General features: G+C 60.9%; 21 protein-coding genes. 9 read left to right on the top strand and 12 right to left on the bottom strand.

All coding sequences use genetic code 11. From position 1 onward, the window contains the following. A partial coding sequence (locus AAAX36_RS06335; RefSeq protein WP_349074677.1) for a hypothetical protein occupies positions 1-187 on the bottom strand: 187 nt, incomplete at its 3' end. 306 nt (positions 188-493) lie between these two features. Here AAAX36_RS06335 and AAAX36_RS06330 point away from each other — a divergent pair. Then, entirely contained in the window at positions 494-1,633 is a 1,140-nt protein-coding gene (locus AAAX36_RS06330) for a DUF389 domain-containing protein (RefSeq protein WP_349074675.1), read from the top strand. Positions 1,634-1,758: 125 nt separating this feature from the next. Here the strand turns inward: AAAX36_RS06330 and AAAX36_RS06325 are convergent, their stop codons facing one another. The 8 genes from AAAX36_RS06325 to AAAX36_RS06290 all read right to left on the bottom strand — a co-directional run bounded on the left by AAAX36_RS06325 (position 1,759) and on the right by AAAX36_RS06290 (position 11,443). Continuing rightward, positions 1,759-2,208 (bottom strand): hypothetical protein, encoded by a 450-nt coding sequence (locus AAAX36_RS06325; protein WP_225093869.1) that lies wholly within the window; start codon positions 2,206-2,208, stop codon positions 1,759-1,761. A gap of 496 nt (positions 2,209-2,704) precedes the next feature. Then, positions 2,705-7,486, bottom strand: a complete 4,782-nt coding sequence (locus tag AAAX36_RS06320) for an acyl-CoA dehydratase activase-related protein (RefSeq protein WP_349074672.1) — start codon at positions 7,484-7,486, stop codon at positions 2,705-2,707. Between the two features lie 12 nt (positions 7,487-7,498). After that, complete coding sequence (locus tag AAAX36_RS06315) at positions 7,499-8,209, bottom strand: TetR-like C-terminal domain-containing protein (RefSeq protein WP_349074670.1); 711 nt, start codon at positions 8,207-8,209, stop codon at positions 7,499-7,501. A 275-nt stretch (positions 8,210-8,484) separates the two neighbouring features. Continuing rightward, entirely contained in the window at positions 8,485-8,610 is a 126-nt protein-coding gene (locus tag AAAX36_RS06310) for a hypothetical protein (RefSeq protein WP_022094649.1), read from the bottom strand. Positions 8,611-8,765: 155 nt separating this feature from the next. Further along, complete coding sequence (locus AAAX36_RS06305; RefSeq protein WP_349074667.1) at positions 8,766-9,623, bottom strand: HAD family hydrolase; 858 nt, start codon at positions 9,621-9,623, stop codon at positions 8,766-8,768. An 87-nt stretch (positions 9,624-9,710) separates the two neighbouring features. Beyond that, positions 9,711-9,857, bottom strand: coding sequence for a P-II family nitrogen regulator (locus AAAX36_RS06300; protein ID WP_349074666.1), 147 nt, complete (start codon positions 9,855-9,857; stop codon positions 9,711-9,713). A 26-nt stretch (positions 9,858-9,883) separates the two neighbouring features. Beyond that, positions 9,884-10,903, bottom strand: coding sequence for a putative ABC transporter permease (locus AAAX36_RS06295; RefSeq protein WP_349074663.1), 1,020 nt, complete (start codon positions 10,901-10,903; stop codon positions 9,884-9,886). A gap of 3 nt (positions 10,904-10,906) precedes the next feature. After that, a complete protein-coding gene (locus tag AAAX36_RS06290) occupies positions 10,907-11,443 on the bottom strand; it encodes an HD domain-containing protein (protein WP_349074660.1) in 537 nt (178 codons plus the stop codon). Between the two features lie 228 nt (positions 11,444-11,671). On the opposite strand from AAAX36_RS06290, the gene AAAX36_RS06285 reads away from it, so the two are divergent. From AAAX36_RS06285 to AAAX36_RS06260, 6 genes are all read left to right on the top strand, one after another. Beyond that, on the top strand, positions 11,672-13,453 hold the full coding sequence (locus AAAX36_RS06285) for a 1-deoxy-D-xylulose-5-phosphate synthase (protein WP_349074658.1): 1,782 nt from the start codon (positions 11,672-11,674) through the stop codon (positions 13,451-13,453). A gap of 457 nt (positions 13,454-13,910) precedes the next feature. Continuing rightward, positions 13,911-14,906: a glutamate ABC transporter substrate-binding protein gene (locus tag AAAX36_RS06280; protein WP_215692773.1), complete on the top strand. Its 996-nt coding sequence runs from the start codon at positions 13,911-13,913 to the stop codon at positions 14,904-14,906. A gap of 138 nt (positions 14,907-15,044) precedes the next feature. Then, positions 15,045-15,704: an amino acid ABC transporter permease gene (locus tag AAAX36_RS06275; protein WP_349074655.1), complete on the top strand. Its 660-nt coding sequence runs from the start codon at positions 15,045-15,047 to the stop codon at positions 15,702-15,704. Continuing rightward, complete coding sequence (locus tag AAAX36_RS06270; RefSeq protein WP_195503719.1) at positions 15,701-16,534, top strand: amino acid ABC transporter permease; 834 nt, start codon at positions 15,701-15,703, stop codon at positions 16,532-16,534. The genes AAAX36_RS06275 and AAAX36_RS06270 overlap by 4 nt, the downstream gene beginning before the upstream one ends. A 36-nt stretch (positions 16,535-16,570) precedes the next feature. Continuing rightward, positions 16,571-17,335: an amino acid ABC transporter ATP-binding protein gene (locus AAAX36_RS06265; RefSeq protein WP_006234892.1), complete on the top strand. Its 765-nt coding sequence runs from the start codon at positions 16,571-16,573 to the stop codon at positions 17,333-17,335. 87 nt (positions 17,336-17,422) lie between these two features. Beyond that, positions 17,423-18,232: a gamma-glutamyl-gamma-aminobutyrate hydrolase family protein gene (locus AAAX36_RS06260; RefSeq protein WP_349074652.1), complete on the top strand. Its 810-nt coding sequence runs from the start codon at positions 17,423-17,425 to the stop codon at positions 18,230-18,232. A gap of 107 nt (positions 18,233-18,339) precedes the next feature. Here the strand turns inward: AAAX36_RS06260 and AAAX36_RS06255 are convergent, their stop codons facing one another. From AAAX36_RS06255 to AAAX36_RS06245, 3 genes are all read right to left on the bottom strand, one after another. Next, positions 18,340-18,696, bottom strand: coding sequence for an Hpt domain-containing protein (locus AAAX36_RS06255; RefSeq protein WP_349074651.1), 357 nt, complete (start codon positions 18,694-18,696; stop codon positions 18,340-18,342). A 24-nt stretch (positions 18,697-18,720) separates the two neighbouring features. After that, a complete protein-coding gene (locus AAAX36_RS06250) occupies positions 18,721-20,601 on the bottom strand; it encodes an HD domain-containing phosphohydrolase (protein WP_349074649.1) in 1,881 nt (626 codons plus the stop codon). 211 nt (positions 20,602-20,812) lie between these two features. Beyond that, positions 20,813-21,610 carry an alpha/beta hydrolase gene (locus AAAX36_RS06245; RefSeq protein WP_349074648.1) on the bottom strand — a complete coding sequence of 266 codons (798 nt, stop codon included), beginning with the start codon at positions 21,608-21,610 and terminating at the stop codon, positions 20,813-20,815. A 225-nt stretch (positions 21,611-21,835) separates the two neighbouring features. On the opposite strand from AAAX36_RS06245, the gene AAAX36_RS06240 reads away from it, so the two are divergent. Together AAAX36_RS06240 and map are read left to right on the top strand one after the other, a co-directional pair. Next, positions 21,836-22,612: a radical SAM protein gene (locus AAAX36_RS06240; RefSeq protein ID WP_349074646.1), complete on the top strand. Its 777-nt coding sequence runs from the start codon at positions 21,836-21,838 to the stop codon at positions 22,610-22,612. A 160-nt stretch (positions 22,613-22,772) separates the two neighbouring features. After that, positions 22,773-23,660 carry a type I methionyl aminopeptidase gene (gene map, locus AAAX36_RS06235; RefSeq protein WP_035137617.1) on the top strand — a complete coding sequence of 296 codons (888 nt, stop codon included), beginning with the start codon at positions 22,773-22,775 and terminating at the stop codon, positions 23,658-23,660. Positions 23,661-23,701 lie beyond the last annotated feature (41 nt).

Below are 23,701 nucleotides of genomic sequence, written 5' to 3'. Positions count from 1 at the left end.
TAGGAACACCCCCCTGAACAGAATCGCCGTTATCGGTTGACGGTGCGGCGATTGCCGCCAGCGGCGACATGAGCGGCTGAGCGATGAGGCCCGCCGTCAAAACGGTTGCGACGGCGCGGTTGGCAACGCCCTTGACGTTGACGGCCTTGGCCCGAGGCTCAAAGTGTTGTGGACTGTAGTTTGCCATGGCTTTCTCCCTTTGACACGGATGTATCCATACGTATCAAACGGTAGCTGTCGATTTTTGAATTCTGTTGCGCAACATTGGCGACCAGCGTATTTTTGAAATTCACGCTCTCGTGCTTCACAGTTTCGTCACATTTGAAGGAGCTGGTGCATCATATTCTCGCGGGATGGAATTGAGCCTGTGATTTGCATTTGCTCCCGCGTCATCCGCCCTATCGGATTCCGCATCCAACAGACACCCCGCCCGCCACGGTGTAGAGTTAGGACAACGGGCGCGTTGCGCGGACCGCGCTGGAACGAGGTGGACATGGAACTCGACAAACAACAGATCAAGCGACTGCGCGAGCGTCATCATCGACGTCACGGCATCCGCCCCGCTCATAGCGAAGCCATGGAAAACATCACCCGCTTCCTCAAGCGCGCATTCAACATTCGCGAGGGACGCGCGCCCTATCACGTGATCCGCAAGCGTTTTGTAAACGGCGCGCGTCTGACTGGCTCTCACCTGTGTATCCTCATCATCGCCATGCTCATCGCAAGCATCGGCCTCGATATCGATTCGGACATCGCCATCGTGGGCGCCATGCTCATCTGCCCGCTTATGGGATCGGTCCTTGCCATGGCATATGGCATCGCCACGCTCGACCGCGAGATTACCGTCGAAGCCGTCGCCAGCCTTGCGCTGCAAATGGCCTTTTGCCTGGTCACATCCACGTTGTACTTTAAGCTCTCGTCCCTCGGCACCACCACGGCCGCCATCATCGACAATTCGACACCGACTGTGTGGGACCTTGCCGTCGCGCTCGCGGGCGGCTTTGCGGGCGGCCTGGGCAACTCGCGCGACCAGGAACCCGCCACGCTCATCGCCGGCGTGGCCGTGGCGACCGCGCTCATGCCGCCCCTGTGCGCGGCGGGCTACGGCATCGCCATCGCAAGCGGGTCGCTATTTCTCTCGGCGCTTTATGAGTTTGGCATCAACGTGGTCTTTATCGCGCTGGCGGCCGAAGCCGTATTGCTTCTTTTACGTGTACCGCTCAAGCGCGACCTCAACGGCGACGGCATTGTGACAGCCGAGGAAAATGCCGAGGTCGACGAGCTGTCGCGCAAAGTACGCCGCCGCATTGTTGTGGGCACGGTGATCTTTGCCATCCCCTGCATTGTTATGACGGCGGGGTCTATTGGCTCGGCGCAGGCAGGCGTACAGGACGGCTACGGCGTCACCGAAACCACGCGCGAGCTTGCCGCGGTGCTGCCGGGTTTTAAAGATTACACCGTCGCCGTCGAGACCTCGGCTACCGAAGGCGAGGAAGAGGGCATCGTCGAGCGCGAGGTTGTCGCCCATGTGACAACGAGCGAGGCGCTCGGGGCGCACGACCGCCACGTAGCCCGCAAGCTCATCGACCTCAACGTGCCCGAACTCGACCGCGTGGAGTTCGATGTGAAGTGATGCCGGCGCGGGATGAATGCCTGCACGGACGCAAGTTACGACGAGGCGCAGATGCGATACGGACACGAGCAAATAGCGGGGTGCAGTTCACACCCGCGCCCCGCTCGCTGTTTTATTGCCGTGAATCAACTGTCCAGATCGACATCGCCAGACTCCACCGTAAACGCCGGATCGGTGCTCACAAGATAAAATCGGGTCACCTTAGTATCTCTAATTAGGTAAATCTGCCCCTGATTGCGTCGGCGCGATATATACGCAACGTGAACCGTACCGAATTCTTTGCCGTTTTCCTTCTTTAATACCAGGATGTTGGGGTCATCCGTACGCTTAAACTGCCCGTCTGTGCAGATTCCGTCTTGGTCGACCAGCTGCCATCGACAGTTGTCCTCCTCAAGAAAAGCCAGGGTTTCCAGACTCGTTTTGTCATCCCGATAGTAACCATCAATGGCAAACCCTTCGGAAGCACATTCCTGCATATAGGACGTTTCTCGGCTTATAGCAAACAGCCCTGTAGCGCCCAAGAGCACAGCCAGGCAGACCACTGCAAGGGTTATCGAAATAGCACGGCGACCCATGTTAGCCCAACCGATAGTTGTTTAACGGAGCACGAAACATACCTGGAACCTCCGATATCAGGGGGAACGTCGCCAGCAGGCTGGCGACAACTATATGTTTCTTTTATCAAAGCATGTGACTGCTACTCGCGGAAGGGATATCGGCGAGCGGCGTGTTTTCATACTCCATTGGTCAAACCTAAGCGCGGCCCTACAGCTCGTACTTGTACACGCGGTAGATGTACTTCTCGGCTTCCATCTCGTAGGTGGCGATGGGCAGTCCGTAGCGGTCGTCTCGTCGTTTGGCAGATACGTCACGCTGTGCTGGCCCGCGTTGAGCGAAAAACCGCCCTGGGCTTGCAGTAACTTGTCCTCAAAGCCCGAGCCGGCCCAAAAATCGGGCAAGCCCACGGAAGGCTGTAGCAAGGTCATTTGCGCAACATATGTCCAGCAAAAACGGGTGGTAGCCGGTACGGCTACCACCCGTTTGTCTCATATCTAGCCCATAGCAGGCCAGCTACTTCTTAATGCCGCGTCCCAGACGCTTGGCGACCGATGCAGCGGCTTCCTCGCTGGCCGGCCCGCAGCTCACACAGCCGTCGTGGGCACGCATCTGGCCGGTGACCTCGTCCATCGCGAGCGGCGCCACCTTCTCGAGCTTAAAGCCCTTGCCGGCGCGCATGTTCTCCTTTGCCACGCTGATCATAAGCTTAATACGGTTGAGCTGGTTGACCTCGGATGCACCGGGGTCGTAGTCCACCGCGACGATGTTGCTCTCGGGATGTTGGCGGCGCAGCTCCTTGATCACGGCCTTGCCCACCACGTGGTTGGGCAGGCACGCGAAGGGCTGCGTGCAGATGATGTTGGGTGCGCCATGGTCGATCAGGTCGAGCATCTCGGCCGTGAGCAGCCAGCCTTCGCCCATGTTGTTGCACACCGAAAGCACCGTGCGGGCCTTGTCGGCCATGGTGCCGATGCGCTCGGGAGCCTCAAAGCGGCGGGACTTTTCGAGCATCTCCTCCACCGGCGTGCGCATCCAGTCCACGAGCTTGATGAGCGCCTGCATACCAGCGCGCGTGGTAGCGGAGCTTCCCAACTCGTCCTTCTGCAGCTCGGCGTTGCTCATGGAGTACAGGAAAAAGTCGAGCAGACCCGGCACCACGGCCTCGCAGCCCTCGCGCTCGATGACATCGACCACGTGGTTGTTGGCTGTGGGATGGAACTTGACCAGGATCTCGCCGACCACGCCCACGCGCGGCTTGGTACCCTCGCCCACGAGCGGCATGGTGTCGAACGCGCGGATGGCCTCGCGGCACAGCTTGGTGTAGTTGTGGCGGTTAAACTTGGGCGCCAGCTTGCGAGCGCGCGCCATGTACTCCTCGTAGAGCGCGTTGGCGGCACCGGGCGTAGCCTCGTACGGGCGGCAGCGATAGAGCATCTGCATCATCACGTCGCCAAAGAGCACCGCGTAGACTGCCTGCTTAAGCAGCGCCGGCGTAATCTTAAAGCCAGGGTTGTCCTCGCCCAGCGCCACGGCCGAAAGCGAGATCACCGGGATCTCGGGGTGGCCGCTCTCGCGCAGGGCCTTGCGGATGAGTGCGATGTAGTTGGTGGCACGGCAGCCGCCGCCGGTCTGGCTGATAACCACGGCTGTCTTGGACAGGTCGTATCGACCGCTCTCGATGGCCTCCATGATCTGGCCCGTCACCAGGATCGACGGATAGCAGATGTCGTTGTTCACGTAGCGCAGGCCGGCCTCGACGGCATCGTGATCGGTCGAGGGCAGCAGCTCCAAGTTGTAGCCAGCACCACGGAACACCTCTTTGACCAGGTCAAAGTGGATCGGCGCCATCTGCGGGCACAGGATGGTGTAGCCCTCCTCGCGCATCTGCTCGGTAAAGGGCACCTTGGGCCACGCGGTCGAAGCACTCTCGCGCTGCGCCTCGAACGTGTACTTACGGCTCGCGAACGCGGGGGCATCCGTGGAGGGCGCCACCGGCGCGGCATCGCCCTGCTCGTAAGTCTCGCCCGCGGCCGTAGCCTCGGCCAAGCGCTCGGCCTCCTGGTCCTTGAGCGCCGCCATGAGCGAGCGAATACGGATACGCGCGGCGCCCAAGTTGGACACCTCGTCAATCTTGAGCACGGTGTAAATCTTGCCGCTGGCCTCCAGGATCTCCTGCACCTGATCAGTGGTCAGAGCGTCCAGGCCGCAGCCGAAGGAATTGAGCTGGATCAGGTCCAGGTCGTTGCGCATCGTCACAAAACGGGCGACGGCGTACAGGCGGCTGTGATACATCCACTGATCGACGACGCGAATCGGACGCTCGGGCTTCACCAGATGCGCGAGCGAATCCTCGGTAAAGACCGCAAAGCCAAAGCTCGAGATAAGCTCGGGCAGGGCATGGTTGATCTCGGGGTCGTTATGGTAGGGACGACCGGCGAGTACGATGCCGTGGCCGCCGTGGTCCTCGACCCACTTAAGGGCCTCCTCGCCCATGGTCTGGATGTCCTCGTGAAAACGCGCGTCGGCCTCGTAGGCGGCGTTGACGGCGGCATCGACCTCAGAGCGCGTGATCTTGGGACCGCGCACGCGACCGCGACCGGCCTCAGCATCGGCCACACGGTCGACGGCGAGCACCTGGTATAGACGGCGCTTGAGCTCGGTCTTGTCGTGATAGGGCACAAACGGGTACAGGAACTCGATGTTCTGCTCACGGATCTCGTCGATGTTGAGCGCCAGCGCCGTGGGGTAGCTCATGACGATGGGGCAGTTATAGCAGTTGCCGGCGGTCGGATCCTCCTTGCGCTCCCAGCGCACGCACGGCATCCAGATAAAGTCGACGTCACGGTCAATGAGGTTCATCACGTGGCCGTGGCTCATCTTGGCCGGATAGCACACGCTCTCGGACGGCATGGACTCGATGCCCGCCTGGTAGGTCTTTTTGCTCGACTGGTCGGACAGCTGCACGCTAAAGCCCAGGCGCGTAAAGAACGCATGCCAGAAGGGGTAGTTCTCGTACATGTTGAGTGCGCGCGGGATACCCACGGTGCCGCGCGGGGCCTCGTCGGGGCTCAGGACCTCGCGGTCAAAGAGCAGCTCGTTTTTCTTTTTGAAGAGGTTGGGGGCCTCAGTCTTCTGCTTTTTGTGGCCGGCGCCCTTCTCGCAGCGGTTGCCGGTAATGAAGCGCCTACCGCCGCCAAAGTCGTTGACGGTAAGCTGGCAGTTGTTGGAGCAACGGCCGCAGCGGACATGCTTTTGCGTCACGGTGAGGTGCGCGATGTCCTCAGCCGAAAGAATGGTCGAGGTGCCGTCGGCGCCGGCGCGATCGCGGGCGAGCAGGGCCGCACCGTAGGCGCCCATGCAGCCGGCGATGTCGGGACGCACGGCATGAACGCCGGTGAGCTGCTCAAACGCGCGCAGCGTGGCATCGGACATAAAGGTGCCGCCCTGGACGATTACCTGGCTGCCGATCTCCTTGGGATCGCGCAGCTTAATGACCTTGAACAGGGCATTCTTGATGACGGAATAGGACAGGCCGGCGGCGATGTCGCCCACCGTGGCGCCTTCCTTTTGCGCCTGCTTGACGCGCGAGTTCATAAAGACCGTGCAGCGACTTCCCAGGTCGACCGGGGCTTTGGCATGGATGGCGGCGTTGGCGAACGCGCGCACGTCCATGTTCATAGAGACGGCGAAGCTCTCGATAAAGCTACCGCAACCCGACGAGCAGGCCTCGTTGAGCATGATGTGCTCGATGACGCCGTCCTTGACGCGCAGGCACTTCATGTCCTGGCCGCCAATGTCCAGAATGAACTCGACGCCGGGCAGGAACGCCTTGGCGCCGCGCAGGTGCGCGACGGTCTCGATCTCGCCGGAATCGGCCTTGAGGGCCTCGATGAGCAGCGCCTCACCGTAGCCCGTGGTGGTCACGTGGCCGATGGTGCAGCCCGCGGGGATGTGGTTGTAGAAATCGGCCATGATGACCTTGGCCGTGCCTAGGATGTCGCCGTTGTTGTTGCCGTACCAGGTGTGCAGCAGCTGACCGTCCTCGCCCACGAGCGCGGCCTTCATGGTGGTGGAGCCGGCGTCGATGCCGATGAACACGCGTCCGGTGTAGCCTTCGAGCTTGCCCTTGGGGACGACCTCGGTGTCGTGGCGGGTCTTGAACTCGGCAAAGTCCTCGTCGGTGGCAAAGAGCGGATCCAGACGCTCGACCTCGGCACCCTGCGTGTCACCCAGGGCATCGATGGCCCCGATGAGCTGCGGGAACGTGCTGAGCTTGTTGGACTCGTGCGCCATGGCGGCGCCGCTCGCCACAAACAGGTGAGCGTTTTGGGGCACGATACGGTGCTCCTCGTCCAGATTGAGCGTGAGGTAGAAGCGGTGGCGCAGCTCGGAGAGATACTGCAGCGGGCCGCCCAGGAAGGCGACGTTGCCGCGGATGGGACGGCCGCACGCCAGGCCCGAGATGGTCTGGGTCACGACAGCCTGGAAGATGGAGGCGGCCACGTCCTCGGGGCGGGCGCCCTCGTTGAGCAGCGGCTGCACGTCGGTCTTGGCAAAAACGCCGCAGCGGCTGGCGATGGGATAGATGGTGGTGGCGTTGGCCGCGAGCTCGTTGAGGCCGCTGGCGTCGGTGTGGAGCAGGGTTGCCATCTGGTCGATGAACGCACCCGTGCCGCCGGCGCAGGTGCCGTTCATGCGCTGCTCGATGCCGTTATCGAAGTAGATGATCTTGGCATCCTCGCCGCCCAGCTCGATGGCGACATCGGTGGCCGGGATGAGGGTCTCGACGGCACGCTTGCTGGCGATGACCTCCTGGACAAACTCCAGGTCGAGCCACTGGGACAGCAGAAGGCCGCCCGAGCCGGTGATGGCGCAGGTCATCTGGGCCGTCGGCAGCACGGTCGCAGCGCCCTCGAACAGGTCGCGGGCGCAGGCACGGACGTCGGTGTGGTGGCGCTGGTACTTGGCGTAGACGATCTGGTTGTCGTCGTTGAGCACGGCAAGTTTAACGGTGGTGGAGCCCACGTCGATGCCCAGGTGCAGGTTGCCGCGAGCGTTCTCGGGGTTGAAGATCGCGCCTTCGGGGGCGTGGGCGGCGGCTACGGGCTCGGCAGCGGTAGCGGGCTCGCTGGCGACGGACGTCTCCCCTGCCGCGTTCTTGGCATCGGCAACTGCCTCGGCAACTTTCTCGGCAGCCGCGGTCGCGGCCTTCTGCGCGGCGTCCACCACGGCGGGCGCGGCCTCGCGTGCGGCAGCGACCACACGGTCTTTAATGCCCTCGACGAGTTTGCTCATCTGTTTCTCCTCTTAGTAGTTGGACTCGACGGTTGCGGCGGTGTCGACCGCGTCCTCGAGCTGCAGATTCAATAGCTTCATGCCGTATTCCGGCACGTTGATATCGATGGGTTGGCCATATAGGTCGCCGGGACGCACAAAGGCGATAACCGTCATAATGCGCGCCATGGCTTCGGGCGATTCGGTGAGCCCACGCTCAAACCAACGCTGAATCAGGCCGACCTCGGCACTCACGACGTAGGTAACGTAGTAGTCAAAGAACGTCCCCAGCGCCAGGCCCAAAATGCCCGTCTGCGCACGAGGCATCACGGCCTCACGCGCGGTGTCGATGATCTTTTTAATAAAGACGGGGTCGCCGCCCGGGCCCAGCAGGGCCCCGATAAGGTCGCGATTAGCCGCAAGGTAGCGAAGCAGCTCAACCGAACCGGGTGCCGGCTCGAGCTCGTCGATATTGCGGTAAAGATCGGGTAATTGAGCTGCGGTGATAAGCTCCACCCGCTCGCGAATCTCGGCAAGCAGGCCGTCCTCGATCTGGCTGATAAAGTCAGGAATATCGCGGTAGTGCGAATAGAACGTTCGGCGCGTAAGACCGGCGCGCTCGGTGAGCGACGCGACGTTAATGCGCGAAAGGTCGCCGCTTTCGGCAAGCTCGCTGGCAAGCGCCTGGCGAAGGGCACGCTGCGAGCGAAGGGACCGGCGATCGCATTTCTCGAGCTGGGACAAGCGTCCTCCTTGTTACTCAACCTGTGCGCTATTGCACAGTGCGAGTATTATTGCACACCGTGTGCATCAACACGTAAAGGCAATATTTGGGTTGTGACAAAGGGACGGTCCCTTTGTCACATTCAGCGACCGCCTAGGTTGTGCCAGTTGTGCCTGGCTTTTGAAGCGGCATTGCCGATTGTTCAAAATGTCATTCGTGGGTAGAATAGTGTCGACGGCAGCCCAAGTTCTGGAAAGCTGGGCAGCGCCGTTGTTTGCATTAGGGGGTCAACGCCTTAGCGGCGGCGACCCCTTCTGTTGCGCTTCGAACGCTGCTTGAGTGCCTCGGAAAGGCCGACAAGTGCCGTGAAGAACGAGACCAAAGCGGTCAGAAGTCTCACGAAATCAATCAAATCGGTCATGGGCATCACCTCCCATCAGATGGAGGGCGCTGCCCGACACATGGAGCTGCCGTCAACGATACCGATTCTATCAAAACTTAGTTATATATACGAATATATGTTCGCATGCCAAAGGTGCAGGGTTCTCGTGAAAAAGGGGCTGTCCCTTTGTCAAATTATTCGATGACGGTGCGGGAATTTTGCTTGTGCATGGTGGCGAGCATGTGTTTGGGGACGGCGTGGACCATGCAGCTGCCGATGGTCGCGCTCGCGGCGGCCTTGGCGGCATCGCTTGCGTTTTTGGTCGCGTAGCTGTGGCGGAAGCGTTTGAGCATGGCAATGTCGTTGCCGCCGTCGCCGTAGACCGCGACCTCGTCCTCGGCAATACCGTAATAGCCCGCCAGCCACGCCACGCTCTCGCCCTTGTTGCACGCCACGTCCGTGATCTCGAACATCACCGGATCGAACGGCGCGTTGACCACGCGGTCCGATCGCTCAGCCAAATATGCCTTAAGGTCGCGCTCCAGCTCGGGCGAGGTCACGCGGCAGTTGATTTTGCACACGTCATGACGCAGGATGTCACCGATCGACTGGTCGAAATACTGTTCCTCGTGATACCCGCCACGTGCACGCATGCCGCGCATCACGATGCGCTTGATAGGACTGTCCTTTTTAAAGCCCGCCTGGTGCATCTCGAACGAACCGCTCGAGAACATGCCGTCGGGCGTGGAGCAGTCGAAGCAAATGTCCGGGAACGCTTTGAGCAGCTCCTCGGTAACCTGCGGGTCGATGGTCCAGGTCTTGAGCACCTCACCATGGCTGTCGCGCACGATGGATCCGTTGGAGCAGCAGGCGTCGAGTGCCAGACCTGTGAAGCCATGCTCGCCGATCGGCAGCGTCGAGCGTCCGGTCGCGGGAACCACATGCAGCCCGGCTTCGGTCAGCTCGCGAATGGCGCGGCGGATGGTTCCGTCGGCCTCGTGTAGGGCATTCAGCAGCGTTCCGTCTAAGTCACTCGCAAACATCTTGATCATGGGCATGCCTCTCCTTCGTCTGCACGATATTGTAGACGAGAACGGGCGCACCCCAAGAGAGGCACGCCCGTCAGGCGAAAGATTGTTCTACACCGCGGCGGGGCCGTGTTCGCCGGTACGGATGCGGATGACTTCCTCGACCGGCTCGACCCAAATCTTGCCGTCGCCGACGGTGCCGCAATCTTGGAAACGGCGCGGCAACGGACGCGAAACGGACGGGAAATACGCGAGCAAGGAAGCCGTGAGCGTGCCCGTCCCGGCTAGTGGCGGAACAGCTCGCGGGCTCGGTCACGGAGGTCGGTAGCTCGGATGACGCCTTCGTAGCGATTGATGCGCAGACGCGGGAAGGCGTTAAAGAAGCGTAGGTCGCGGCGGCTGAGCGACACGCTTGGCACCGGACGGCTCATGCGCTTGCCGGCAAGGCGACGACCGAGCGACGGACGCGGCATGCTCGGCGCGGCATCGGCCACGCGGCGGGCAGCGAGCGCCAAGCCGCGAGCACCATCCGAGATAAACGTCGGCATCGAAGCCTTCTCACGAAGGGCATCGAGCGTCGCGTCGCCCAGCTCGGCCAGCCACGCGTTAACGGCACGGCTACGGATATGCGTCTGTGCCACCGAGTCGATCGCCGAATCGGGAATACGTTCGAGCATGGAGTCGGACGCATCGGCAAGCGACTCATTGATGCGGTCGGCAAGGTCAGCGCGCACACGCTCCAGCTGATCGAACAGGCGACGCCAGCTGGCCAAAGAGCACACCGCGTCGACCATCATCGCGACCGCGGCGATAAAGGCGGACAGCCGCACAATCAGCACCGGCAGATGGCCAAGCAGCCCCAGCAATGCCGGCTCCACTAAACGGCAAATGCACAGCGCACCCAAGCCAAACGCGCAGGCCCAGTACAGGCAGATGCGTCCATGCAGGTTAAACGGCAGGTGCGAGTAATCCCAAAAGCGCGCGCCTGTTGTTTTTTCCAATAGAAGGCCCACGCTGTACTCGATTGCGCTACATACAAGCGCCGCGGCGACAAACTGGCTCGAGGCATCCGGAATCCCGCGCAGCAAAAGCCAGCAGGCAATGCCGCCCGCGCCATAGATGGGGCAGCACGGCCCCAGCAAAAAGCCGCTGTTGGCAAAGCGTCCGTGGTTGAGCATGGCGCAGACTGTCGATTCCCATGCCCAGCCGCAAAACCCGTAAAAGGCAAACGAGAGCACCAGTGCCGAGAGTGGGCAGGTGGCAAGCGTCGCGCCGCCAAATGCCATGTCGATCGCGGTCCCCACCGTCTACCCTCTCCTCTTTTCGCTCGATTCGCTACTCACGCTATCGACCGTCTCGTCTTTGCGCCGCAGACGACCGGCGACCGTCTCGCGCAGAGCACACCATTTATCCGCCAGGCACACAATCCATGCCTCACGACACGTCGGCGGCACCGGTACCAGCGGAAACATATGGCGCACGATGATATTCCGCTCGCGCGGCGTCAGCTCAAAATCTTCCTCCGCACGTGCCAGGGCAAAAAACGGGTGGCGAAAGCCATGCAGCCGATGGCTTGGGTCGGGATCGTGCCAGTCATAGAGAAAGTAATCGTGCAGCAGGGCCCCGCGCAGCAGCGAGGCACGGTCGACCGAGACACCGACGCGACCCAGGCGCTCGGCAAAGGACAGGCTCGCCCGCGCCACCGAGGTCACATGCGTATACACCGTCACATCGCCATGCTGGATAAACTCGCGCGTCAGGTCCAGACGGCCCGCCTGTGCCAGTTGACGGGCAGCATTGTCTACTTCGCACGCGATTTTCTCGGCACGAACGACATCAGACATGCTGTCTCCTTCCAGCGACTCACGGCGACAAGCTACGGCCTGTGCACAATCGATAAAAACATCATGGAACATATTAGTATGGCATCGGACAAAACGTTTTGCCCCACCAGTCGGCGAATTACCGCGCCGCCGTCACATATCAAACGCCAAAATGTGCGAGACTGTCTTGTGCAATTGTGCCGGCCGAGGGAGCGCCGGCGCTCGATTCGCATGGAGTAACCCACAACGATGCTGCTTACGCAAACGACAACGCCCGAGGACGTCAAGGCTCTCGACCGCACCGAGCTTCCGCTGCTCTGCGGCGAGATCCGTCAGGCAATCCTCGAAAGCTCCGCCGCCGTCGGCGGGCACGTTGCCCCCAACCTGGGCGTCGTTGAGCTTACGGTTGCGCTTCATCGCGTGTTTAACTCCCCCACCGACAAAATTGTCTTTGACGTGTCGCACCAGACCTACGCCCACAAGGCGCTGACCGGGCGTGCGTACACTTATATCGATCCGGAGCGTTATGGTGAGGCTTCTGGCTTTGCCAATCCCGACGAGTCCGAGCACGACCTGTTCGCCATGGGCCACACCTCCACGTCGGTAAGCCTGGGCTGCGGCCTGGCGCACGCTCGCGACCTGGCGGGTGACGCGTACAACGTCATCACCATCATTGGCGACGGCTCGCTTTCGGGCGGCCTGGCGTTTGAGGGCTTCAACAATGCTGCCGATCTCGACAGCAACCTGATCATCATCGTCAACGATAACGACCAGTCCATCGCCGAAAACCACGGTGGCCTGTATCGCAATCTGGCCGAGCTGCGCGCCAGCAACGGCACCTGTGAGCGCAACGTTTTCCGCGCGATGGGACTCGACTACCGCTATCTGGACGCCGGTAACGATGTGTTAGCCCTCGTCGACGCGCTGCAGGAACTGCGCAATATCGATCATCCCATCGTGCTGCACGTCTCCACCGCCAAGGGCAAGGGCTTTGAACCAGCCCAGAACGACCCCGAGCACTGGCACCACGTGGGCCCGTTTGACATGGCGACCGGGCGCAAGCTCTGCCCGGGCCATCCGAGCGAGCCTGCGCCGCGCACCTATGCCGACATTACGGGCGAGGCGCTCAGCGCCGCCATCGAGCGCGATCCGCAGGTCGTGGGCATCACGGCCGCCACGCCCTACATCATGGGCTTTACACCCGAGCTTCGCGCTGCCGCCGGCAAACAGTTCGTCGATGTGGGCATTGCCGAGGAGCACGCCGTGACCTTCGCCACCGCGCTTGCGCGCTCGGGCGCCAAGCCGGTCTTTGGCGTGTACGGCACGTTTTTGCAGCGTGCCTACGACGAGCTGTGGCACGACCTGTGCCTCAACGACGCCCCCGCAACCATCTTGGTGTTTGGCGCGTCGATCTTTGGCACCACGTCCGAGACGCACCTCTCGTTCTTTGATATTTCCATGCTGGGCGGTCTTCCCAACATGCACTATTTGGCGCCTTCCTGCATGGAAGAATACCTGTCCATGCTGAGCTGGTCGCTCGACCACCGCGAGCATCCCGTGGCGATTCGTGTGCCTGGTATTGGCCTGGTAAGCCGTCCCGATCTGGCGCCCGCCGAAGACGCCGACTACAGCACCGTTCGCTACAACGTGGTGCGCCAGGGTCGCGACGTTGCTGTGCTCGCGCTCGGCGATTTCTTTGAGCTGGGCGAGCGCGTGGCAAACCACCTGGCTGCCGAGTACGGTATCGAGGCCACGCTCGTCAACCCGCGCTTTGCAACCGAGCTTGACCGTGAGTTCCTCGACAGCCTTGCCGCCGAGCATCGCGTTGTCGTCACCCTCGAGGACGGCATCTTGGACGGCGGCTGGGGCGAGCGCGTGGCATGCTATCTGGCATGCACGCCGTTGCGCACGCGCACCTTCGGCATCGCCAAGGGCTTCCCCGATCGCTACGACCCCAACGAACTGCTTGCGCAGAACGGCATGACGGTCGAGAACATGGCCGCCGAAGCCGCAAGACTGCTCAACGAGTAGAAAAACCTCCGCAAGGGAAGCACCCCTGCGGAGGTTTTTGTTTTCGCGGCGCGATTATCTCGATCTGTAACATCTAGGGCCCGAATTCCCGTCTAACTGTTACAGATCGAGACAAAACGTCTTAGTCCCTGACCTTTGTCTCAATCTGTAACAGATAGAGACCTTTTGTCCGTCCAGATGTTACAGATCGAGACATTCGAATTCCCCTGAAGTGAAAATCTCGATCTGTAACAGGTAGAACCCATTTCCTCGTCTAACTGTTACAGATTGAGACAAAGCAGCGAGACAGGCCACCACATCTGCAAGAACCACCACAAAGGTGCCTGTCCCTTTTTGGTAGGTAGAATAACCCATAAGGCAAGTATGTTTCTGAGTTATTTCGTGTTGACCCATTTGAGCGCGATAGGGTATAACTCTACTCAACCGCTAGGGATTTTATTGAGAAAGGTGTTCTACCATGAGCAAGAACCTCTCCCAGCAGGTCGTTCTCGACCGCCGCGGCTTCGTTGCCGCCACCTTCGCAACCGTCGCCGGCCTTGGTCTTGCCGGCTGCTCTGACACCAGCGCCGAGGCCGACAAGGGTTCCGCCGCCGGCTCCTCCAAGAGCTCCGAGGATACCGAAGTTTCCGCCACGCTCGATGCCAAGGCATTCGACAAGCTCGTCGACAACGGCCCCAAGGCCGATGACGATGCCATCGCCGCCAGCACCTGGGCCACGGCTGTCAAGGACGCCGGCGTCTTTAAGATCGGCGGCGTTCAGACCTCAACGCTCTTCTCCCTCCTCAACGAGAAAGACGGCCAGACCCGCGGCTTCGATGCCGGTATCGCACAGCTCCTGTCCAACTACATCCTGGGCGAGAACAGGGTCGAGATCACCCAGGTGACCTCGGACACGCGAGAGTCCGTCCTGCAGAACGGCCAGGTCGACGCCGTCTTTGCCACCTACACCATCACTGACGAGCGCAAGAAGCTCGTCTCCTTTGCCGGTCCCTACTACTACACCCAGCAGGCTATCCTGGTGCTCGCCGATAACGACGACATCAAGAGCGTCGACGACCTGGCCGACAAGAGCGTTGCCGTCCAGTCCGGCTCCAACGGCCCCGCCATCCTGGAGGAGCTCGCTCCCAAGGCCAGCCAGCAGGAGTTCAAGACCGACGAGGAGGCCCGCCAGGCACTCCAGCAGGGCCGCGTTGACGCCTACGTCATCGATAACAACATGCAGCAGAGCGCCCTGGTCCGCGAGCCTGGTAAGTACAAGATCGCCGGCAAGCCCTTCGGCAGCAAGGAGCCCTACGGCATCGGCCTGCCGCTCGATTCCGACGGCGTCGCCTTTGTCAACGACTTCCTTAAGAAGATCGAGGACGACGGCACCTGGACCGAGCTGTGGCAGATCTGCATCGGCGACCGTACGGGCGACACCAATGTTCCCGAGCTGCCCGAGATCGGCGCCTAGGCAGCGGGCCTGGTAACGGCCGCAACGAAACCATACGGAAACGCATGATGCGCTTTATTGCGGTAAACTGTTTCCTCACTGAGTTGTCGGGGCTTCCGTACACACGGGAGCCCCTTTCCTTATCGGCGGGAGGTCCGCATGAGTCTCTCCGAACTCTGGTCGCTCTATGGCCAGAACTATATCGACGCGCTGCTAGCAACCTGGGGCATGACGCTTGAGTCGTTTGCCATCGCCATGGTACTGGCCGTCGCCGTCACCGTGATGCGCGTGTCGCCGCTCAAGCCACTGCGCGTCTTTGGCGACCTGTATGTCCAGGTCTTCCGTAACATCCCCGGCATCGCGCTGCTCATCATCGTCGTCTATGCGCTGCCGCCGCTCAAGGTCGTTCTGCCCTACCGCACCTGCGTTATCGTCGCCACGGTCCTTTTGGGCTCGGCCTTTGGTTCCGAGAACTTTATGAGCGGCATCAACACCGTCGGCGTCGGCCAAGTGGAAGCTGCACGTTCGCTCGGCATGAGCTTTAACCGCATCCTCGCCAAGATCGTGATTCCGCAGGCGCTGCGCTCGAGCGTGCTGCCCATGACCAACCTCTTTATCGCCGTCATGCTCACTACCGCACTCGGCAGCCAGGTGCCGCTTAAGTCGCAAGAGCTCACCGGCGTGGTGAGCTATATCAACACGCGCTCGCTCGGCGGCGTCGCCGCGTTCTTTATCTCGGCGCTCGGCTACCTGGGCACGGCCTTTGTGGTGAGCCACATTGGCAACTATATCGATAAGAAGGTGAGGATCCTCCGATGAGCAAGCACTCCTCCCCTGCACTTACCATGCGCGATGCGCTCTACGAGGCTCCCGGTCCCAAGATGCGCGCCAAGATTCGCATCGGCACCGCCATCTCGCTTGTTGCCGTGGCCGCACTCGCCGTCCTGGTACTGCAGCGCTTTTATGTGACCGGCCAGCTTTCGGTCCACTATTGGTATTTCTTTACGCACCTCACCACCTGGAAGTTCTTGCTTGCCGGCTTTGAGGGCACCGTTAAAGTCGCACTCACCGCTGGCGCCATCGCGCTGGTGCTGGGCTTAGCCCTTATGCTCGGCCGCACCAGCGACATTAAGCCGCTGCAGCTGGTCTGCCGCGTGCTTACCGACTTCTTCCGCGGTGTGCCGAGCCTGCTGTTTATCTACTTCTTCTTTTTGGTGCTGCCCCAGTACAAGATCTCGCTGCCGTCGTTTTGGATGCTCACGTTGCCTGTCGCGCTCGCTGCGGCCGGCGTGCTGGCCGAGATTTTCCGCGCCGGCGTCAATGCCGTGCCGCGCGGTCAGGTCGAGGCAGCCCAGGCGCTCGGTCTCTCCAAGGCCAAAATCACCTTTAAAATCGTGTTGCCGCAGGCTATTCGGTTTATCATTCCGTCGTTGATTTCGCAGCTCGTGGTCGTAGTCAAAGACACCACCGTCGCCTATGTAGTGAGCTACCCCGACCTCATGCAAAACGCCCGCGTGCTCATTACCAACTACGACGCCCTCGTGTCGGTCTACCTGGTGATCGCAGTCATCTACATCCTCATCAACGTCGCGATCAACAAGGCCGCTGTCTATGTTTCGCACAAGACCGGCGCGACCATCATCCGCTAACGCTTTACCATTTCGAGTCATAAGGAGCCGAGCACCATGGCACAGAGCACCTCTTCCACCGGCAATCAGCCGCTGATCGAGCTCAGACACGTCGATAAGCACTATGGCGATCTGCACGTCCTCAACGACATCAATCTGTCGGTCGACCGCGGCGAGGTCGTCGTGGTGATTGGCCCCTCGGGCTCGGGCAAGTCGACCATGTGCCGCACCATCAACCGCCTGGAAACCATCGACTCGGGCGAGATCCTCATCGAGGGCGAGCCCCTGCCGCAGGAAGGCAAGGATCTTGCCCGCATGCGTGCCGAGCTGGGCATGGTGTTTCAACAGTTCAACCTGTTCGCACATATGACCGTACTGCAGAACGTCATGCTGGGGCCGGTCGACGTGCTGGGCGTGTCCAAGGACGAGGCCCGTGAGCGCGCCATGGACCTGCTGAGCCGCGTGGGCGTGGCCGAGCAGGCCGACAAGGTGCCCGCGCAGCTTTCGGGCGGCCAGCAGCAGCGCGTGGCCATCGCTCGTTCACTCGCCATGCAGCCCAAGGCTATGCTCTTTGACGAGCCCACAAGCGCCCTCGATCCCGAAATGATCAACGAGGTGCTCGAGGTCATGGTCCGTCTGGCCCAGCAGGGCATGACGATGATTGTCATCACCCACGAGATGAACTTTGCCCGCCGCGTGGCCGATCGCGTCGTCTTTATGGCCGACGGCCAGATCGTGGAGACCGGCACGCCCGACGAGTTCTTCGACCATCCCCAGACCAAGCGCGCCCAGGACTTCCTCAACTCCATCAAGGGCCACTAACCCAATTGCCGCGCGGGGCAAATTCATCACCAGCGTTTGCCCCGCGCACCCCTGTGCCATGTCCACCCGGATTCGAAAGCAACACCTATGATCGGAACACGTACTTCCTCGTCCTATACCCCGCACGTCAACGTCGCCCCCGCCGACCGCCCACTCATCCTCGTCGCGCCGCGCTGGGAAGATGCAAAGCCGTTTTTAAGCGAGACGCTCTCTCCCAACGAGGAAATCGCAAGCGTCTTTGTCGATGCCATCCTTGCCGCCGGCGGCCTGCCACTGCAGATGTCCATCACCGAGGACATTGAGGTCATCCGTCATTACGTGGAAATCGCCGATGGTGTCGCTATTCCCGGCGGCCCGGACGTCAACCCCAAGCGCTGGGGCGATGATCGACCCTACGACCCCACCCTCTGCTGCGAGATCCGCGATAGCTTTGAGTTTAAGCTGGTCGGCGAGGTGCTCCGCGCCAAGAAGCCGCTCTTTACCACCTGCCGCGGCACGCAGCTGCTCAACGTCGCCACCGGCGGCACCCTGTGCATGGACGTGCCGAGCCTGGGTGCGCGCGAGGGCCGCACGCAGTGGCGCCACACCCACGTGCTCAACGATCCCGTGCATCCTGTCGAGGTCATGCCGGGCTCGCTGCTGGAGCGCGCACTTGGCGGGCACAGACTGATCCAGACCAACTCGGCACATCACTGCTGCGTCAACCGTCTGGGTAAGAGCACACGCTTGGTCGCCAAGGCAACCGACGGCGTTCCCGAGTGCATCGAAGTCGAAGGCCAGCCTTTCTGCCTGGGCATGCAATGGCATCCCGAGTACACCTGGCAGACGCTCGAGACCGACTTTAACCTGTGGAAGTCGTTTGTCGAGGCAGCGGCAAAGGTTAAGCAGGCCCGTTAATTCACAGACAGCACAACACAAAAGGGCACCTCGCCGACCACATGGCCCGGCGGGGCGCCCTTTTACCTATATGTGGCCGGGGCACACAGCCCAAGGCCCGCAAGCCCTTATTCAGCCGCTTCGCGCAGGGCCGACATCGTAGCCGCATATTGCTGCTGCAGCGCATGCATTCCCTCACGAGCGCCGTCAACGGCATCGGCGCCGCGCAGCGCCTCGGTCACCACGACCGCCGGCTCGTACAGATTATCGAATCCCAGGTTCTGGCTCACGCCCTTGAGCGTATGCGCTGCCATAAACGCGCTCTCGGCGTCTCTTGCCGCCATGGCAGCCTCCAGCTTGTCCATGCTCTCGTCATCCAAAAACTTGAGGGCAAAGCGGGCAAGCATTTCCTCACCCATCAGCCGAGCGCACGCGTCATCATAATTGGCGCCAATCTTCTCATACGCCTCACGCATGGAAATCATGGGTTAAAAACTCCTTTGGTCAAACTAAATCGTGGGAAACGCGACGACGTCGGCGGGGCGTGCCAACGTCTCGGCAATACGGTCTTGCACCTCGAGCAGGCAGTCGAGCAACAGCGGGTTAAAGGTGCCGCACTTACCGTCCAGAATCATCTTGATCGCCTCCTTATGCGGGATGGCGTCCTTGTACACACGCACACTCGTCAGCGCATCGTACACGTCGGCCACCGAAACCACCTGTGCGGCAATGGGAATTTCGTCGCCCTTAAGGCCATCGGGATAACCCCTGCCATCCCAGCGCTCGTGATGCCAACGCGCAATCTGGTACGCATATTCCATAAGCGCATTGCCGACGTGATGGCGGCCCAGCTCGAGCAGCATGTCGGCGCCGATCGTGGTATGCGTCTTCATAATCTCGAACTCCTCGGGCGTAAGACGCCCGGGTTTGTTGAGGATCGCATCGTCAATCGACATCTTGCCGATATCGTGCAGCGCCGAAGCCAGGGCAATCGTGGAGCGCTCCTCATTGTCGAGGGAGATCGTGTCGCTACGCTGAACCAGACAGTCAAGCAGCAGCTCGGTCAGCTTTTCGATATTCGTAACGTGCCTGCCGCTCTCACCATTGCGAAGCTCCATGACGCCGGCCATGATGTCGATGAGCATGCGACTGTTCTTGACGCGCTCGTTGTACTGCTGGGACAGCAGGCTCGTCAGGCGGCGCTGTTTGGCGTATAGGCGGATGGTGTTGCTTACACGGCGGCGCACGACACGGGAGTCAAACGGGCGGTTGATATAGTCCGAGGCGCCCAGCTCGTACGCGCGCAGAACCATATCATCGGAATCTTCGCTCGAAATCATGATGACAGGCAGATTGTCGATACCCGATCGGCGCGACAAATCGGCCAGCACCTCAAAGCCGCTTATGCCCGGCATGACAATATCCAGCAGCACGAGCGACAACTCATCGCCATAGCGGTCGACCATGTCGAGCGCCGTACGACCGTTATCGGCCTCGAGGATGCAATACTCGTCCTTGAGCATCTCGTTGAGAATGGCTCGGTTCATCTCGGAGTCATCGGCAATAAGCACCGAAGGCTTTTCGCTTTGGAAGGCCTCGATGGAATCGGCATCGGTCACGACCGTACCGGCTTTTGCCTTAGCGCGGCTCAATAACTGGACAGCGCGGCCAACTCCCTCATCGACCGTCTCGCCATGAATGCGAACGCCACCAACACATGCCGTCAAGCTCACGTACTCATGGCCCGGAATAATCGTGGCATGAACGGCATCGGATACCTGATGCAGGCGACGGGTGAAGTCATCGGAGGGAATATTGGGCATGACGACCACAAACTTGTCGCAGCCATAGCGCACAAGCTCGTCAGTCGAACGAATTCCGCTGCGTATGGCTGTCGCCACAGCACCGAGCGCAAGGTCACCGGCATGACGGCCACACGTATCGTTGAAGACCTTAAAATCATCAAGGTCAATCACCGCAACGCCGGCCTTCATGCGGGCGCTACGGAGCTTTTCCTCGTAATATCGGCGATTGTGCACATTCGTCAGCACGTCGGTGTAGACAAGGTCCTCTTCTGCAGCCTCTTGCTCATCAATCGGACGCACCATCAACAAGACGTGAGGCTCGCCCTCGACCTTCAGAGGGCGCAGGCGAGCGCGGTACTCGATACCATCATTGAGTAGCTGCTCCGACACCTCATCCGAATCTGCCAAGGCCTCAAGACTCGACTGACGCAGACAAGGGCAGCGATCGCCGGCGAGCAAGCAGTTAGGCTCGCTCTTAATCTGATCGGCCGACAGCAAACGCACCACGGGGTAGGTCTTCGCGACGCGGGCGACCTCGGCGGCGGCCTCCTCGTCGGTTAGATTGACCTCGTGATTATTGAGCATATGGGGCCCTTTCTATCGTTACGCACGGCAACGGTGCATATCAAATGGTACAAGGGTAACATCTAACAACTGCAGGCAAACGCGCGATTATCGTTACATTTTTATGACCTGGCAAACGGCGGTAATGGAGCCGCGGGCGCGCGGTTATGGGCGCATTCGTTAACAATGACGAAACGCTAACAGTCCCCCTCCCCGCAGGTCATCGAGCGTGCTAACGCTCCAAGATATCGCGAACGGCGTTTGCCGCCGTAACGGGACGATCGCGCAGACCGTTATGCGCGCCCGGGATCATCACAAGGGGGCAATCGAGATATTCGGCAGCCGCTCGCGTGCCAGCCTCGCGGGGTGTATCGACCGAAAGCTCGCCCAAAAACACAGCCGACACCGCCTTTGACGCGCGGGCGCGCTCCCAGTCGGGAGCATATGTCATATTTGTTCCGTATTCATTGGCCATAAAGCAACGACCATTGCGCAGGGCATGTTTGGCTTCCGCTTCGGTCGTCCCAGGAGCCTCGGGGTCCAAGTCGCCGAGAGCTCCCAAGAAAAGCCGGAGCGCCCTTGAAACCTTTCCAGCCGCAATCATATCGAGCAAAATCGGAGCTGCGCCCATGCCGACGCCTTCGGCCGACACAGCCGGCTCATGCAGAATCGCACGGGCGACGAGATGGGGTTCGGTGCGAAGAAGCTCCAGCGCCACCAACGTACCGGCGCTGTGCGCAAGCACATTTGTCGGAGCGCCAACGTGTTCGATCACGGCCTGCAGGTCGGCGGCCTGAGCGGCAAGATCATAGCTGCCGTCTGCCGCTTCGCTGCTGCCGCCACAGCCGCGGCGGTCGTAGGCAATTACGCGGTAGTTGCGGCTGAGCTCACAAGCGATGCCGTCGAAAAATGTGCCGTCGACACAAGCGCCGTGCACGCACACCAAAGCAGGAGTATCAGGCGACACATCCGGGCCGGCATATTCGCGACAGGCAATCGTGGTGCCCGCATTCTCGACCGTAAAATCCATGTTGTGCCCCCATCATCAATGCCCATCCAGCTGCACGTCAGTACGGTTGGATGGACCCGCATTGCCTTACGACTTGTTAACAGATTAACTGTACCCGACCCGAGGCTTTTCATGGCACGGCATCATGAGCGACGTGAAAAAACGAAACTTGTAAAGCAAGAGCCCACACCCTGCTTCGGAGCCGATGCTATGCTTAGGCACAATTGTCTTGAGGAGCATATGCCTATGTCTACGTTTTTGAATGCCAGCCCCATCTTTGGGCCCGTTCGCAGCCGTCGCCTTGGTCTCTCGCTCGGCGTCAACATGATGCCGGCCAGCGGCAAAATCTGCACGTTCGACTGCATTTACTGCGAAAACGGCCTCAACGCCGAGCGCTCCTGCCATGAACCGTACAACACGGCCGCCGTGGTACTCGATGCGCTCGAGGCAAAGCTGCGCGAGATGGCAGCCGAAGGCGAGCTCCCCGATGTGATCACCTTCGCAGGCAACGGCGAGCCCACCGCCGCACCGGAGTTTCCGCAGGCCATCGCCGGCGCCATCGCGCTGCGCGACGAGCTTGCCCCAAACTCCAAGATCGCCGTGCTCTCCAACGGCACGCGCGCCGATCGCCCCGAGGTGCACGACGCGCTCATGATGGTCGACGACAACATCCTCAAGCTCGATACCGTCGACCCGGCGTTTATCCAGCTGCTCGACCAGCCCGTTGGCCCCTACGACGTCGAGCACCAGATCGAGACGTTCGCAAGCTTTGACGGTCACGTCATTATCCAGACGATCTTTTTGACCGGCGAGTACCGGGGCAAGTCTATCGATAACACCGGCGAGGAGTACGTCGGCCCCTGGCTCGCGGCGCTTGAGCGCATTCGCCCACAAGAAGCGACCATCTACACGGTGGCGCGCGAGACACCGATCGCCGGCCTTACCAAAGCAGCGCCCGAGGTGCTCGACGCCATTGCCGCGCGCGTCCAAGCCCTCGGCATCCCCTGCCAGGTGAGCTACTAGCAAAACCACGCAGCAGCCAGTGTCCGCCATCCCGCTCCATCAGTTGCGGTGATATAGTTCCTATTTATGCTGTTAAACCGCTTAAATCGGAACTATGTCACCGCAACTTTTATGGACGCGTGGGTGGGCTATACTAGCTGCGGATGAAAGGAAGTTAGCCATGTATGACAAAGGACCCGTGCCTGGCCGCAACGACGCTTGCTGGTGCGGCAGCGGCAAGAAATACAAGAAATGCCATAGCGCCTTTGATGAGCGCCTCGAGCGCTTGTGGGAAGAGGGCTGGGAGGTTCTGCCTCGCACGCTCTACAAGACGCCCGCCGATATCGAGGGCATTAAGCGCTCGGCCGCCATCAACGTGGGCGTGCTCGATTATGTGGGCGAGCATATCGCTGCAGGCATGACCACCAATCAGATCGACCAGATGATCTACGACTACACCGTCGAGCACGGTGGTACGCCGGCCGACCTCAACTACGAGGGCTACCCCAAGAGCGTGTGCACCTCGATCAACGACGTGGTCTGCCACGGTATCCCCTGCGATGCGGATGTGCTGCACGAGGGCGACATCATCAATGTGGACTGTTCCACAATCCTAGACGGCTACTTTAGCGACTCGAGCCGCATGTTCTGCATCGGTGAGGTCTCTGCCGAGCGCCAGCGCCTGGTCGACGTCACCCGCGCCAGCGTGGAGGCGGGTCTGGCGGCCGTCAAGCCATGGCTGCCGCTGTCCGTTATGGCCGAGGCCGTGCAAAAGACGGTCGAGGACGCCGGTTTTAGCGTGGTGCGCGAATACGGCGGGCACGGCATCGGTAAGGAGTTCCACGAGGACCCGTTTGTGGGCTTTACCACCGAGGCACCCGATGTGGACACCATCATGGCCCCGGGCATGGTCTTCACCATCGAGCCCATGGTCAATGCCGGAGCGCCCGACATCAAGATCAGCAAGGGTGACGGTTGGTGCGTGCGCACCAAGGACGGCAGCGATTCGGCTCAGTGCGAGGTACAGCTCGTAGTGACCGAGGATGGCTACGAGCTGCTGAGCTGGTAACCGTGCGGACGCCGGATGCTAACGGGCACGCCCGTCTTGCA

The sequence above is a fragment of the Collinsella sp. CLA-ER-H10 genome, assembly GCF_040092475.1.
In the GTDB taxonomy this organism is placed as follows: domain Bacteria; phylum Actinomycetota; class Coriobacteriia; order Coriobacteriales; family Coriobacteriaceae; genus Collinsella.
This window is presented reverse-complemented; position numbering and strand designations above follow the sequence as displayed.

Coding starts and splice junctions, on each gene's coding strand:
- AAAX36_RS06240 (WP_349074646.1), top strand. CDS start 21,836: ATGTCTACGTTTTTGAATGCCAGCCCCATCTTTGGGCCCGTTCGCAGC.
- AAAX36_RS06265 (WP_006234892.1), top strand. CDS start 16,571: ATGGCACAGAGCACCTCTTCCACCGGCAATCAGCCGCTGATCGAGCTC.
- map (WP_035137617.1), top strand. CDS start 22,773: ATGTATGACAAAGGACCCGTGCCTGGCCGCAACGACGCTTGCTGGTGC.
- AAAX36_RS06270 (WP_195503719.1), top strand. CDS start 15,701: ATGAGCAAGCACTCCTCCCCTGCACTTACCATGCGCGATGCGCTCTAC.
- AAAX36_RS06250 (WP_349074649.1), bottom strand. CDS start 20,601: ATGCTCAATAATCACGAGGTCAATCTAACCGACGAGGAGGCCGCCGCC.
- AAAX36_RS06325 (WP_225093869.1), bottom strand. CDS start 2,208: ATGGGTCGCCGTGCTATTTCGATAACCCTTGCAGTGGTCTGCCTGGCT.
- AAAX36_RS06330 (WP_349074675.1), top strand. CDS start 494: ATGGAACTCGACAAACAACAGATCAAGCGACTGCGCGAGCGTCATCAT.
- AAAX36_RS06255 (WP_349074651.1), bottom strand. CDS start 18,696: ATGATTTCCATGCGTGAGGCGTATGAGAAGATTGGCGCCAATTATGAT.
- AAAX36_RS06290 (WP_349074660.1), bottom strand. CDS start 11,443: ATGTCTGATGTCGTTCGTGCCGAGAAAATCGCGTGCGAAGTAGACAAT.
- AAAX36_RS06245 (WP_349074648.1), bottom strand. CDS start 21,610: ATGGATTTTACGGTCGAGAATGCGGGCACCACGATTGCCTGTCGCGAA.
- AAAX36_RS06285 (WP_349074658.1), top strand. CDS start 11,672: ATGCTGCTTACGCAAACGACAACGCCCGAGGACGTCAAGGCTCTCGAC.
- AAAX36_RS06320 (WP_349074672.1), bottom strand. CDS start 7,486: ATGAGCAAACTCGTCGAGGGCATTAAAGACCGTGTGGTCGCTGCCGCA.
- AAAX36_RS06260 (WP_349074652.1), top strand. CDS start 17,423: ATGATCGGAACACGTACTTCCTCGTCCTATACCCCGCACGTCAACGTC.
- AAAX36_RS06305 (WP_349074667.1), bottom strand. CDS start 9,623: ATGATCAAGATGTTTGCGAGTGACTTAGACGGAACGCTGCTGAATGCC.
- AAAX36_RS06310 (WP_022094649.1), bottom strand. CDS start 8,610: ATGACCGATTTGATTGATTTCGTGAGACTTCTGACCGCTTTGGTCTCG.
- AAAX36_RS06280 (WP_215692773.1), top strand. CDS start 13,911: ATGAGCAAGAACCTCTCCCAGCAGGTCGTTCTCGACCGCCGCGGCTTC.
- AAAX36_RS06275 (WP_349074655.1), top strand. CDS start 15,045: ATGAGTCTCTCCGAACTCTGGTCGCTCTATGGCCAGAACTATATCGAC.